At 45.5% G+C, this 13,815-nt stretch carries 10 protein-coding genes; 9 read left to right on the forward strand and 1 reads right to left on the reverse strand.

What is annotated here, in order from left to right:
• The first annotated feature begins 303 nt into the window (after positions 1-303).
• From M3636_RS17810 to fni, 8 genes are all read left to right on the forward strand, one after another.
• A complete protein-coding gene (locus M3636_RS17810) occupies positions 304-1,854 on the forward strand; it encodes a phytoene desaturase family protein (protein ID WP_251383410.1) in 1,551 nt (516 codons plus the stop codon).
• Positions 1,851-3,314: a phytoene desaturase family protein gene (locus M3636_RS17815; RefSeq protein WP_251383411.1), complete on the forward strand. Its 1,464-nt coding sequence runs from the start codon at positions 1,851-1,853 to the stop codon at positions 3,312-3,314. Before M3636_RS17810 ends, M3636_RS17815 begins: the two co-directional genes overlap by 4 nt.
• Positions 3,311-4,183 (forward strand): phytoene/squalene synthase family protein, encoded by an 873-nt coding sequence (locus tag M3636_RS17820; RefSeq protein WP_056702151.1) that lies wholly within the window; start codon positions 3,311-3,313, stop codon positions 4,181-4,183. Before M3636_RS17815 ends, M3636_RS17820 begins: the two co-directional genes overlap by 4 nt.
• Positions 4,183-4,950 (forward strand): carotenoid biosynthesis protein, encoded by a 768-nt coding sequence (locus M3636_RS17825; protein ID WP_128103817.1) that lies wholly within the window; start codon positions 4,183-4,185, stop codon positions 4,948-4,950. Before M3636_RS17820 ends, M3636_RS17825 begins: the two co-directional genes overlap by 1 nt.
• A complete protein-coding gene (locus M3636_RS17830; RefSeq protein ID WP_251383412.1) occupies positions 4,919-5,686 on the forward strand; it encodes a lysophospholipid acyltransferase family protein in 768 nt (255 codons plus the stop codon). The genes M3636_RS17825 and M3636_RS17830 overlap by 32 nt, the downstream gene beginning before the upstream one ends.
• Positions 5,683-6,843 carry a glycosyltransferase family 2 protein gene (locus M3636_RS17835; protein WP_251383413.1) on the forward strand — a complete coding sequence of 387 codons (1,161 nt, stop codon included), beginning with the start codon at positions 5,683-5,685 and terminating at the stop codon, positions 6,841-6,843. The genes M3636_RS17830 and M3636_RS17835 overlap by 4 nt, the downstream gene beginning before the upstream one ends.
• A complete protein-coding gene (locus M3636_RS17840; protein WP_251383414.1) occupies positions 6,840-8,324 on the forward strand; it encodes a phytoene desaturase family protein in 1,485 nt (494 codons plus the stop codon). Before M3636_RS17835 ends, M3636_RS17840 begins: the two co-directional genes overlap by 4 nt.
• A gap of 438 nt (positions 8,325-8,762) precedes the next feature.
• A complete protein-coding gene (gene fni, locus M3636_RS17845; RefSeq protein ID WP_251383416.1) occupies positions 8,763-9,830 on the forward strand; it encodes a type 2 isopentenyl-diphosphate Delta-isomerase in 1,068 nt (355 codons plus the stop codon).
• A 256-nt stretch (positions 9,831-10,086) separates the two neighbouring features.
• Here fni and M3636_RS17850 read toward each other — a convergent pair whose 3' ends face one another.
• Positions 10,087-12,105: a leucine-rich repeat protein gene (locus M3636_RS17850; RefSeq protein ID WP_251383417.1), complete on the reverse strand. Its 2,019-nt coding sequence runs from the start codon at positions 12,103-12,105 to the stop codon at positions 10,087-10,089.
• A 337-nt stretch (positions 12,106-12,442) separates the two neighbouring features.
• Between M3636_RS17850 and M3636_RS17855 the strand changes: the two genes are divergently transcribed.
• A complete protein-coding gene (locus tag M3636_RS17855; protein WP_251383418.1) occupies positions 12,443-13,786 on the forward strand; it encodes a transcriptional regulator in 1,344 nt (447 codons plus the stop codon).
• Positions 13,787-13,815: the final 29 nt, after the last annotated feature.

Here is a 13,815-nt window from a genome sequence, read left to right on the forward strand (position 1 = left end):
TACTGTATAGCCTAATAGTCAATTTCTGTGAACTAGCATCATTTGTTTAAATTTTGCATAAATAAAATCAATAATAAGCATCCTTGTACGCAGTAGCGCAGGGGTGTTTTTTTTGCATTCAATTTGATGTTATGTGTATTAAACAGGACGTGCAGATTGTACAGTTTACAAGGTCGTATAATATTTGTATTATATTTGTATAACGTTTATCATTTTATCCGCTTCGAAAGTTGTTGAATGGTTTAATAGTAGGTTAGAGGCTATAAGAATAGCGTAGCGAGATGAAGAAAGGTGAGTGGCTTAATGCCCAATCAGCAACGTAAACGTGCCGCTGTCATTGGCGCAGGCCCAGGTGGGCTTGCAGCAGCCATGTTGTTATCCGGTCAAGGATACGAAGTGGATGTTTATGAGAAACAACCTGTAATTGGTGGACGCTCTTCCAGACTTGAACTCGGCGAATATAAGTTTGACCGAGGTGCAACGTTTCTGATGATGCCCCAATTACTTGAGGAAATGTTCGATGTCGTGGGACGCAAGCTATCCGATTATGTGGATATGAAGGAACTGAACCCGCTGTATGCACTGAACTTTGGTGACACAGTATTCACGCCTTCTCGGGATCGCGAGCAGACAGCCGCACAGATTAAGGAGCTTTTTCCTGGCAATGAAGATAACTATCTTCGGTTCATGCAGGATGAAGAAGTGAAATTCGGCAAAGTGATGCCATTACTTCGTAGACCCTTTGGCAAGTTGACAGACTATCTGCGTAAGGATGCCATAACAGCTCTTCCTAAGCTTGATATCAACAATACCGTTTACGGGATTTTGTCACGTTACTTTACAGATGAGCGGCTTCGTTGGGCGTTTACGTTTCAATCGAAATACTTAGGCATGTCTGCCTGGGATTGTCCTGGCACATTCACGATTCTATCTTTTATAGAGCATCAGTATGGACTGTATCATCCAATTGGTGGTGTGAACCGTGTGTTCCATGCGATGGCTGATGTGATCACAGAGTTCGGCGGAAGAATACATACATCCTGCCCCGTAGACCAGGTCATTGTCCGCAATGGTCGCGCAGAAGGTGTGTTGCTTGAGAATGGTGAACGGATAGAAGCAGACCATGTTGTTGTAAATGCAGACTTCGCACATGCCGTAAGTAATCTGTTTGAGCCTGGTGTACTCAAGAAATACACACCTGAGAAGATGAAACGGAAGAAGTACTCCTGTTCTACAGCTATGCTCTATCTCGGTGTAGATGGCGAGATAGATCTGCCGCACCATTCCGTGTACTTCCCGGACGATTACCGAGTGAACGTAGACGAGATTACGAAGCACAAAGTGATGTCCGCTGATCCATCTCTATATATTCATAACCCCTCTAAGCTGGATTCGACGCTAGCTCCTGCAGGAAAATCTGCAATTTATGTTCTTATGCCCACTCCGAACCTTACAGGAGACATCGATTGGGAGAAGGAACGGGAGAATGTTCGCGAAGCGATGATGAAGCGGATGGAGGCGATTCCTCAACTGGCAGACATTCGTAGTCGCATTGAAGAATCGATGCTGTTTACGCCACTTGATTGGGCAAATGAACTGGATGTATATAACGGAGCAACGTTTAATATGGCTCACAATCTGGGTCAAATGATGTATCTGCGACCGCACAATCAATTCGAAGAGCTGAAACAAGTATGGCTCGTTGGTGGTGGGACGCATCCGGGTAGCGGATTGCCTACGATTTTTGAATCTGCACGAATTAGCGTGAGACTCATTCAAGAAGAAGATGCACGCACACAGTCCCGCCCGACTCCTTATGTGCAACAGTCGGCAGAAGCCGGAGGTCATTCATGAAACGAGCGGCGATTATAGGTGCAGGCATTGGAGGATTGACGTCGGCGTTATTGCTGAATCGCCAAGGTTGGGATGTTACGGTATATGAGCGAGGTTCACGTGTTGGTGGACGTATAGGATTCGAACAAGAGGGAGAATACCGGATCGATCAAGGACCAACGATTGTGCTTCTACCAGAGATGTTATTAGGCATTTTGGAAGAAGCAGGTGTAGATCGTTCCAAGGTGGAGTTGTTACGCTGTGACCCCCTGTACAGGGTTCATTACAGCAGTGGTCGAGTCATGACCAAAATGACCAGCCGTTCACTTCAGGCAGAAGAGATTGAGCGTCTGTTCCCTGGCGAGAGTAAAGGATTTAACCGATTTATGTCGGATATGGACACCCTGTTTCCAGCAGGACGTGCAGCGTTTCTAGAGCGGGATTTTCCTCGGAAAAGGGATTTCTTCACCCCGTCCCTGATGTCGCTCATGGGCAGACTGCGTGCACACAAAAGTGTGCGGAAGGCTGTGGGCGATTATTTTGAACACGAGGAATTACTTGATGCCTATTCGCTACAAAGCTTGTATATCGGTGGATCACCGTTCGGTACCCCTGGAATCTATTCGTTGTTGCCTTATGCGGAACATGAATATGGAATATGGATGGTCAAAGGTGGTTATGCGGCACTGCCGGGTATATTGGAAAAGGAACTGATTGCGCGCGGTGGACGCGTTGTATTGAATACCGAAGTGACTGGACTCCAGATTAACCAAGGAAAATGTGAAGGCATTGAGACTGCAAACGGCTTCGAGCCTATGGACGCTGTAATCTATAATGGCGATTTTCCTCACTTATCGGGTTTACTTGGAGAGATCCCTGAAGCACCACGAAAACGCAAGCCGTATCGTCCTTCTTCTGGATGTGTGTTAATCTATCTAGGAGTAGACAAAAAATGGGAGGATGCTACGACACATCAATTTTTCTTACCTCCAAGCCTTGATGGGAGTTTACGTGAAGTGTTCGACCGACGCCGAATTCCAGATAAGTCCTCATTCTACGTGTTTAACCCGGCTGCGTTAGATGAGACGGCTGCACCTCCAGGTCAGAGCGTATTGTATTTCCTCATTCCCGTACCGGATGCGGAAGGCGTGGACTGGTCACAGCAAGGTGAGTTGCTCGTAGAGCGTGTGCTTGAAGAAGCAGAACAACGTGGGTTCTCGGGACTGCGTGCTGCGATCCAATGGAAAAAAGTAAGAACGCCAGCAGATGCAGAGCGCGATGGACTATATGGCGGTGGAAGCTTCGGTATTGCGCCGGTTCTGTTTCAATCCGGGGTATATCGACCACAACCTAAGCCGTTTCCTGCAATTAAGGGGCTATATGCTGCGGGAGCATCCGTACATCCAGGTGGCGGAGTGCCAATCGTGATGCAGGGTGCGCGTATGGCTGTAAATCAACTCATGAAGGAGATGGGAACATGAACGAAGCAATTTTGAGCAGGTGCGAAGAGTTGATGAAGAAAGGTTCAACTTCTTTTTATCAAGCCTTTAAAGGTCTTCCCAGTCCACGTCGTGAAGCAGTGTATGTCATTTATGCGTTCTGTCGCATGATTGATGATAGCGTGGATGAGCCGGAACAATCGGCATATACCATCCATGAGATTCGTGATTTGTTTACACAACTGGACGAAGCCGAAGGACATTTCATATGGCCAGCGCTGAGATGGTTATTTGCAAGCTTTCCACATCTGGATAAAGGACCATTTTTCCGCCAAATGGAAGGGCAGCTCACGGATCTGGAAGTGACGCATTACACCACGATGAAGGAATTGGAGCATTATTGTTATCTGGTTGCTGGAACGGTAGGCGAGATGTTACTGCCTGTACTGCGTGATGATAATGGTGCAGAAGTGGCTGTCAACGGCATTGCTCTGGGCAAAGGCATGCAGATTGTGAATATTATTCGCGATGTGGGCGAAGATCGGGCAAGAGCACGGCGTTATGTACCGCTCGAAGTAATGGAGAAGCATGGATATACGGAGCTTGATTGGCAAAATGGAGTCATTGACGAACGCTGGATCGCGATCGTTCATGAATTGAAGGTCGCTGCACTGGACTGGTTCCGTGTAGGAATGGATCGTCTGGATACCTATCCGGTGGATAGTGCATTTGCGATTGAACTGGCTGCTGCATTTTATTCAACGATCTTACATGCGGTGGAGCGCAATGAATATGATGTATATTCCAAACGTGCTTATGTTACCGATGAACTGAAACTGGAGATGCTGGGTGCAATTGTGAAGCGGTATCCAATGCTGGCATTTCAGGCTTCCCGAACGGCGGTTTCCTAATGATTCAAGGTTTATATTGGGTGTGGTATACAATCGGCGCTGTACTAATGCTTACGATTGGTGTGCCGGATGTCTTATCCTTTTCTAATGGGCTTTTCTTAATCTTCTATGCGCTATATGTGCTAGACCTAATCTACAAGGGACGGTACCGAACTGGAATGTCCGACCGGTCAGTCATTTGGAAAGAACCCAGTCTCTGGCTGGCTTCATTCATCATATGGCTTGGCGGGATGGGCATTGAATGGCTGGGCGTTCACACCCAGTGGCCGTTCGGTGAGTATGCGTATTCGGACTACTTCGGCATCCACCTATTCAGCGTACCTGTGACATTAGGCTTCGCTTGGATTGCGGTTGTTGGCAACTCGGCGATCCTTAGTGGTGGTGGTTCAACGTGGTCCGGCAAGCTCATTCGTGCAGTCAAAACCGGATTCTGGGCGATTGTGCTGGACTTGGTGCTAGACCCGGTAGCTCATGCTCGCGGATTCTGGCATTGGGGAGCTGGGGGTGGATTCTACGGCGTTCCGTGGAGTAACTACGTAAGCTGGTTCATTATGGGCGCCTTTCTTTCGTTATTCCTGCCGGCTATGCCTGGAGATCGCAGCACACTGCTACGTGCCAAATGGTTATATCAATTGTTCATCCTTCTGTTCGGTGTGCTTGCACTGAAGGAAGGCATTACAGGTAGCTTCGTGATTGCACTTGCTGGCGTGCTTCTGGCAGAAGGGAGCTGGCTGTATGATTCGCGCCGCAAAGTCCAAATCGTTTAACCACGTGTTCTCACGGTATAACCACTATTATTTGCTGCGTCGGCGTTTTCGTTCGTTTACACTCTCAGGCTCGCTTGATCCGCACCGGATTCCCGGCTATGAGATGAAAGTCGAGCCGAAGAGACCCGTGATCTATTTCATGAATCACAGTTCCTGGTGGGATGGTCTGTTGCTTTATCATGCAACGCAGCAGACCTCGGTAGGAGATCATTACGTGATGATGGAGGAACAGCAGCTACAGCGGTTTGCTTTTTTTCGTAAGTTAGGGGCTTATTCGATCAACAGGGAGAGTGCGTCGGCGATCCGCGAGTCTCTGCAATACACGTCAGAACTGCTGAACGCAGGCAAAAGGGTATGGATCTTTCCGCAAGGCGAGATTCTGCATCAAGATGTAAGACCGATCCAATTCCGTCCGGGAATCGGGCTGCTACTTCGGCGCTCGCCAGAGGCGATTGCTGTACCCGTGACCCTGTGTCATGGCATGGTGCAGCATGATTTACCCGAAATCTCTATGCGTGCAGGTCTGCCGATCCTGGAAAACTGGCATGCTTGGAAGAGTGAAGAGATTGCCGCCAAACTTCGATTGGTGTTAGAACAGCAGCTAGATGATCACAAGGCAGAACTGATGAATAGCGCACAAGGCCAGTTGCAAGACGCGACGCCGTTGATTCGTCATCGTTCTTCCACGAGCGAAAAATACGATGCCGCACGGAAGCAGGTGAACCGTAAGCGATGACTGCATCTGAAATAGGTTGGATCGTTCTCACTGGTGTATTAGGTGTGCAATTGCTGTTTGCGATATGGAATCTATCCTGCTTGCCTAAAGTCCGTGCATTGGATGCACTGCGTATACTGCGTTCTCGCTCAGACGATGAAATTCTCGTCTCTGTGCTGATTCCTGCACGTAATGAAACACTACATATTCAAGGTTGTCTGGAAAGTGTGCTTGCGAGTGATACGTCTGGCTTCCGCATGGAAGTGTTGGTACTTGATGATCGTTCTGAAGATGATACGGCTGAGATCATTCAGCATATAGCGAATCAGGATTCACGTGTACGTCTATTACAGGGCATTGATCTGCCTCCAGGGTGGATGGGGAAATCTCATGCCTGTCACCGGCTGGTGCAAGAGGCGGCGGGGCAGTGGTATATGTTTGTTGATGCGGATGTACGATTGAAGCCTACTGCCATTCGGCAAACCCTTGCCGCAGGCGTAGAGCAAAGTAGAGGCTTAGTAACGGGTTTCCCTTATCAGGTCACGAAGACATGGATGGAGAAGCTTGTCGTACCGATGATGGTGTTCACCATTATTAGTCATCTGCCTATTTTTATGATACGCAGGTCGTCCAGCCCACTCTTCGTTGCTGCTACAGGAGCCTTCCTGCTGATCCATCGTTCCAGCTATGAAGCATCCGGAGGACATGCTGCCATTCAAGCGCATCTGGTAGATGATATGAGCCTTGCCAAGGCGGTAAAACGTGCAGGTCACCCTGTTACGCTGGCTGATGTGCATGACGTGACGACAACCCGGATGTATCAGAATGGCACGGAAGTGTGGAATGGGTATAAGAAAAATATGTATGAAGGCTTAGGGCGCAAGGATGCGCTCCTGCTGGGTACGCTGTTAATGTATACGCTGATGTATCTTGTGCCGCCGCTCGGTGTAATCTTCGGTGTGTTCACTGGTGATATGACCGCTCTTACGTATGGGCTCGTAGGAACCGTACTTGGCATGGCGGTAAAAAGAGTTGCGGACTATGCCGGGGGACAGCCTTGGTGGCTTGCACTCCTGCAACCGATTAGCATGGCCTGCGTTATAGCGATTGGCATTGCCTCGTGGCGGGCAGGACGATCCGGTAAAGGGTATGTATGGAAAGGCAGGCGGTATAATTGAAGAGAAGCGTCATTATTATCGGCGCAGGATTCGGTGGTTTATCCTGTGCTATTCGACTGGCTTCACAAGGCGTGCAGGTGACCATTCTGGAACGTCAACAGCAGGCGGGAGGCAAGCTGCAGCAGATTGAGAAGGACGGATACCATTTTGACCGCGGCCCAAGTACGATCACGATGCCATCCACATTTCGTTCGGTCTTTGAACATGCAGGTGTTGAGATGGAGGATTATGTGCGGTTGTATGAGTTAGAGCCGCGTACACGTAATGTTTTTGCAGATGGCACGGTAGTGGATCTGTCTCGGGATCGGCAGTGGATGAAGGAGCAGATTGCGGTATATAGCCCGGAAGATGCGCTCCAGTATGATACTTTTATGAATGAGTCGGCTGCACTCTATGCAGAAGCGAATCAACATTTTCTCGGTAAATTGCTGATCTCTCCCAAAGAAAAATATAACCTGCAAATGCTGCGCAGTCTGTTAAGGGTACGTCCAATGGTTAAGCTGGATACGCTACTTCGCTCCTACTTCAAGCATCCGCATACGCTAGCGATGATTGGTCGTTACGCCACCTATGTTGGATCATCGCCCTATCAGGCACCCTCAATCTTTGCGATGATGGGACATGTTGAAGCAGATGTAGGGATCTACGGCGTCGAAGGTGGAACTTATCAATTAATTGCAGGTATGGTGAAGCTGGCACAGGAGAAAGGCGTTCAGATCGTTACCGGGATTGAAGTTCAGCAGATTGTTGTTCGAAATGGGCAAGTGGTTGGGGTAGATACGGATCAAGGCTTCCGGGAAGCAGATCAGGTGGTTGCCAATGGAGATGTACTTAGCGTTAATCGGTTGCTGGTCGAACCTAAATATCGGAAACAAATGACGGATGCCCGTATTGCCAAATATGAGCCGTCCATTTCCGGTTTTGTTACATTGGCAGGTGTACGCAGACAATATGATGCATTGCTGCACCACACGGTATTTTTCCCAGAGCAGTACGAGCCGGAGTTCAAGGACATTTTCCGTGATCGTACGATGCCAACCGATCCAACGATCTACATCTGTTACTCCGGTTATTCGGAAGCGAGTAGAGCGCCTGTAGGTGCAAGTAATCTGTTCATTCTCGTGAATGCTCCCTACTTGTCGGATGCGTGGAACTGGGATGAGCAGATGGATCGGTATGGCGAGTTTGTGTTAGATCAACTGGAAGCGCGGGGCATCACGGGACTGAGACAATCGGACGTCCTCATCCGTTATACGCCTAAGCAGATTGAACAGGACACGCTTGCGCATCAAGGTTCTATCTATGGCATTTCGTCCAACTCGGTGAAGCAGACCTTTGCAAGACCAGGCAATCGGAGCAAGGATGTGCGCGGACTGTGGTACGTTGGCGGAACAACACATCCGGGTGGTGGAACACCTATCGTAACCCTGTCCGGTCAGTTGGTTGGGGAACAGATTGCTTCTGAGATGAGCGTAAGATAAAGACGGAAGAACTCCCCGGAATTCATACGTAGAATAAATTGTGTTTCGGGGCAACCTTTCATTCGTTAGTATGGAACGGTATACTGGTAGAGTTGATGCCAAATAGCGTCTACAACCGCTGAACCGATACGTTGCAAACGAGAGCGTTTGTACGGTACATATAAATACAATGGAACAATGAGTTTATAGATTGAACTAGACATTTACACAAGAGCGGAGAGGACAGAAATAACGTGAAGAAGCGAAGCGTTCGCCTTTATCCCCGGATTTTCCCTTTGGAAAAAGGAATCAGAAAAATCTGGGGATAACAGCGATCGGAGGGTTGTTCTGTCATCGTAGTGGTCAGTGTAAATAACGATAGTTTAATTTATATAGAAGTAGGAAAGTGGGCAGGTTATCCTGTCGATCAGCGCAATTCTCACATAAGGGGGTCTCATCATGAACGAACAAGAGCGAGCTGGCCAAAGACTGCTTCCTGACGTGGCTACAGGCGAACGGAAGCTGGAACATGTGCGCCTCTGTCTTGAGGAGAATGTGGCAGGGGAAGGGATAACCAGTGGTATGGAGCGGTATGCGTTTCGTCATAATCCACTGCCTGAATTGAACTTTGACGAGGTGAGTCTAGAGACGGCCTTTATTGGAAAAAAAGTACGTACGCCCTTGCTCATCAGTTCGATGACGGGCGGAAGTGAAACAACTGGCGCCATCAACGAACGGCTGGCGCGAGTAGCGAACGCCCGAGGCTGGGCGCTCGGCGTAGGTTCAATCCGGGCTGCGGTGGAACAGCCCGAACTAGCACATACCTTCAATGTACGACGCTGGGCACCGGACATCCCGGTCATTGCTAATCTTGGTGCGGTGCAACTGAATTACGGCTTCACAACCGCTGACTTCCAGCGTGCTGTAGACATTGCGGGTGCCGACATGCTTGTGCTGCATTTGAACAGCTTGCAGGAGATTTTCCAGCCTGAGGGCAACACCGACTTCAGTGGACTGTTACATCGGATCGAGGAGCTGTGTGCGAAGCTAGATGTCCCCGTTGGTGTGAAGGAAGTAGGCTTCGGCATGGATGGAGAGATGGCACAGCGGTTATATGCAGCAGGTGCAGCCTTCGTGGATGTAGCAGGTGCTGGCGGCACGAGTTGGGTGCAGGTCGAGAAATATCGGAATACCAATCCGGTACGACGTGCGGCAGCAGAAGCCTTCGCAGACTGGGGCATTCCAACAGCGGATTGCATCCGTGAGGTGCGTACGCTGAATCCAACAGGCGCGCTCATCGGCAGCGGCGGGCTCTATAGCGGAGTCGATGCCGCTAAAGCGATTGCGCTTGGCGCTGACCTTGCCGGGTTCGGACGCTCGCTGCTCGAATCGGCTGTTGCTTCTGATGAAGCGTTAAGCCAGCGGCTAGAGCAGGTCGAGTTCGAGCTACGCACCGTGATGTTCGGCATTGGTGCTGGGACTCTGGATGAGTTGCGTGGTACGCCGAGGCTTATGGAGAGGCGATAGGATAATTTATAGGTAGGGTATGGGGTTTGTTGCTGTCCCCAGTAAGGAGAGTTTTCTGTTCTGACAGGTGCGAACCCCAAGCTCACAATGCGTTTCCCAGGAGATTCGTCCTTCAGCAATACCCTTTCCAATAATACAAACAACCTTTCTTTTACTTGATGGTTAGTCAAATAAAGGAAAGGTTGTTTAGCAGTTAACGATAGGTCGTATCTACATCAAAATCCTTGTCAATTAACCTAATATATTATTCAAACCGTTAGATTAACTGCTTATACTGTAACAATCGATATAAAACATCAGCCAACAAGGCTCTTGTTACGGGTTTATTCACACCATTTTCAATGTCCTCTGCCTTCATAATCTCTAATTCTGATAAAGTTTGAGTGTAGATATAACTCCAATGTTTATTTTCTCCTGTAATTTTAGCTTGCTTTATATTAAACGCTTGTACTAATATTTTGGCAAGCTCACCTAGTGTTAACTGTCCTGATGGATTAAATGAATTTTTATAACCATCAATAACTCCACCTTGCTGTAGGTTCAATATTGCACTGTAGCTGGGATGCTTCGTCGGCACATCTTCAAAGTTTACAGCTTCCCTTACTGCATCAAGCTTTACTAAACGATTGATCAACAATGCAAGATGATGTCTTTGGATGAAGTCATTTGGACCGAATTGACCATTTTCATATCCCTTCAATATCCCTTTTTGTGCTAATTTATTAATACTATTCTCAGCCCAATGTCCATCTATATCAGTAAAATATTTTTCTACTGGTGCTTCAGGTTCTTGTTCTGATTCAATGTTTTCTGTATCTTCTATTTCTTGTTCGACAACTGCTGGCGTAACTGATGTTGTAACTGATGGTACAACCGGTGATGTAACTGGAGCTGGTGACGTAACTGGTGGAACAACCGGTGGGTTATTAATAGCAGTCCACTTTGCAAATAATGTTTTATTTTCTGTGACTTTGTCAGTATCGAAATTCCAAGTTGTTGTAAGAACTTGATCTACATACCATCCTCCGAATACATAACCTGACCTTGTTGGAGCCACTGGTGCTGTAATCGTCGTATCATAGGTTATATCAGCTAGATCCGCCACCTGACTACCACCATTGCTATTAAAGGATACCGTTAATTTATCGGGAATATATTTTGAATAAAATGTTGTATTAGGATCTATTGAATTAGTAAAGTCCCAAGCTGCTTGCAATGTTTCGTCGCTATACCAATTTTCAAATGTATAATTTGGTTTTGTTTGCGAAGCAACAACTGACGCATCCAATGACGGTAAGCTACCTTCAAACGTAATCGTATTAAGACTGTTAGAAGCAAAAGCGTACGAATCGATACTTGTAACGCTAGCAGGAATTGTTACATTGGTTAATTTATTGCTATTAAAGGCATTGTACCCTATCACAGTTAAGTGATCTGGAAGAGTTATACTCGTTAATTCATTACTGCTAAAAACGCCACTTGCAATAGAAGTTACACCATTTGGAATCGTTACATTCACTAGTTTATTATAAGAAAATGCATCTCTTTCAATAGAGGTTACACTATTTGGAATACTAACATTCACTAGCTTATTTTGAGAAAAAGCATCTTCTTTAATGGTAGTTACACTGTCAGGGATAGTCACACTGATTAATTCATTACTATGAAAGGCACCATTACCAATACTCGTCACACCATCAGGTATAACTACATTGGTTAATTTATTACTCATAAATACCGAAGGACTTAGACTCGTCAAACCACTAGGTAAAATGATACTTGTTAAATTATTATAGAAAAAAGCACCAGTGCCAATAAGCGCAACATGGTTTGAAAGTGTCACATTACTTAGATTATTAGAGGAGAATGCATAATCTCCTATACTTGTCACACTATCAGGGATAACAAGATCAACGATATTATTCGAAGCAAAAACACGATCTGAAATAGAAGTGATGCTGTTCGGAATCGTTACACTTGTTAGATTGTTACTATGAAATGCGCTACTACCAATGGATAGTACACCTTCAGGAATCGTTACACTTGTTAATCTTTTAGAACGAAACGCTTCATTTCCTATGGCAGTTACGGGATACCCATCTATTTCATCAGGGATAATAATATCGCTTGAACTACCCGTATATCCGGTTATTGTCGCCATTGAATTAGACTCTGTATATGTAAATTCACTTGGCATATCAGCATTTGCCTTATTAAAACTGATCGGTGAAACTAACAATGCTACTGCTAACATCAATCCCACTATTTTTTTCATAATCATTCTCCTTCTAATTATTAAAATTCTAAGTTAAAACTAATTTTGGAATGAAACATATAAATATATTGGTTGTGTCTTGTTACAATCACTTGAAATATAGCACACTTCACTTTACCTGCTCTGAGTGTAAAGAAATCTTTGTAATTAAAATCTGGATTATTCAGTTCAGTAGTAACGAATTGAGCCAATTTCAAATGATCAAGAACAAGCAATGGTATATTTTAATTTTTAACGATAGGTAATAATTTACAAGTAAAATATTGATATTAAATGTAAAAATAATGTATAATTTTATTGACCGTTGCCTAATTTCTTATTGAAAGGTGGTGTTCTCTTGAATTCAATTACCACAATTCGCGATCATTTCGAAGGTTATCTTAAGAGTAAACATATGACATTAAACTCTTTTTCCGAATTATCAGGTATTAATTCAGGCACACTCAGTAGTACGTTGAGTGGGCAACGTCCCATAGGAGTTCAGCAACTAGATCGACTCACCGCGGGGATGGGTTTACCCGAGGGATATTTCTACGATTTATACATAAATGAGTGTTTTGTTAATACGAATCCTGACTGGCGGAGAATAGGCCCTTTTCTTAAACGTTGTGCCGAACTCGGTAGAGTGGAGTGTATCGAAGCGACGGTTAAACTATTAATGGATAATCTTTCCTATGCCCCTCTCTTATTTGAGTTGGCTGAACAACTATATGCAGAAGGGAGGCTAGAAGCGGCTAAACCCCTTTATTTCTGTGTGGCCGAGAGTGAGAAGATGCAGCACTCCGAACGATTGGCTCTGAGTCAGTATCGTTTGTTCTCTATCGGACTTGGTAAAGATCAGCAAAAAAACTTGTCGCTAGCTACCCAATTCGAATTTTTTGTGGATCGTCTCGACGAGCCCTATCAGTTGGATGGGTTGAATGATTTGATCAATGCTTATGCTTCATTACGTCGCTGGGACAAGGTGGAGATTCTGGCTGAACAATTGAAAGTAAAGGCAATTATTCAGTATGAATTCAAGAAGATATCTAGAGCGACAGAGACCAGAACTAAAAAGCAGGTTATATTCTATGTTCTATACGCCTATTTGGCGCTTGGTGAAGTTTGTTTCAATAAAAAAGAATATCAAGATGGACTGGAGTATATCCTTTTATACAAGGATCATAGTTGGGTTAATGACCCGAGTGATAATGAAATAAGAGTCATTCGTCAGTTTGAGGAATGGGCTGAGGGTAACTACTATTTGTATGAGTTAATGTCTGGTAAGACAGAAGTGTTGCCAAGATATCTAAACTACATTTCAGCAAGAGAAAATGAAGTTTTCCCGGCATTGTGCGCAATAGTATCCGCAGCTAATCAATTTGAGATGAATATTCATTCCATCCTTGAACAGTATGACTCTTATTTCGCATACCGAGAGCAAGTCAGTCATATCGGGAAAATTAATGAACAATACACGAGTGACCAGTATGTCACTTTATTAGCAGATTTGGGAACATATTATTTAACTCATCGAGAATATAATAGAGGAATACATTTTATCCTTAGAGGTCTACAACTCGCTATTACAATTAAGAATAAAGACGGTATGTTGAGTTGCATCAAAACGTTTGAAGAATTTCGATATAATGCATCTGAAGAGGATAAAGTGAAATACAAAAATTTGATTTGTGAGGTGTGATGAAAATGAAATCAAAATTAGCTTTAATA

Source organism: Paenibacillus sp. MER 99-2 (genome assembly GCF_023714095.1).
Lineage (GTDB): Bacteria > Bacillota > Bacilli > Paenibacillales > Paenibacillaceae > Paenibacillus.

What these genes read in the sequence shown, in the direction of transcription:
- M3636_RS17820 (WP_056702151.1), top strand. Translation starts at nt 3,311, where the DNA reads ATGAACGAAGCAATTTTGAGCAGGTGCGAAGAGTTGATGAAGAAAGGT.
- fni (WP_251383416.1), top strand. Translation starts at nt 8,763, where the DNA reads ATGAACGAACAAGAGCGAGCTGGCCAAAGACTGCTTCCTGACGTGGCT.
- M3636_RS17835 (WP_251383413.1), top strand. Translation starts at nt 5,683, where the DNA reads ATGACTGCATCTGAAATAGGTTGGATCGTTCTCACTGGTGTATTAGGT.
- M3636_RS17815 (WP_251383411.1), top strand. Translation starts at nt 1,851, where the DNA reads ATGAAACGAGCGGCGATTATAGGTGCAGGCATTGGAGGATTGACGTCG.
- M3636_RS17825 (WP_128103817.1), top strand. Translation starts at nt 4,183, where the DNA reads ATGATTCAAGGTTTATATTGGGTGTGGTATACAATCGGCGCTGTACTA.
- M3636_RS17850 (WP_251383417.1), bottom strand. Translation starts at nt 12,105, where the DNA reads ATGAAAAAAATAGTGGGATTGATGTTAGCAGTAGCATTGTTAGTTTCA.
- M3636_RS17830 (WP_251383412.1), top strand. Translation starts at nt 4,919, where the DNA reads ATGATTCGCGCCGCAAAGTCCAAATCGTTTAACCACGTGTTCTCACGG.
- M3636_RS17810 (WP_251383410.1), top strand. Translation starts at nt 304, where the DNA reads ATGCCCAATCAGCAACGTAAACGTGCCGCTGTCATTGGCGCAGGCCCA.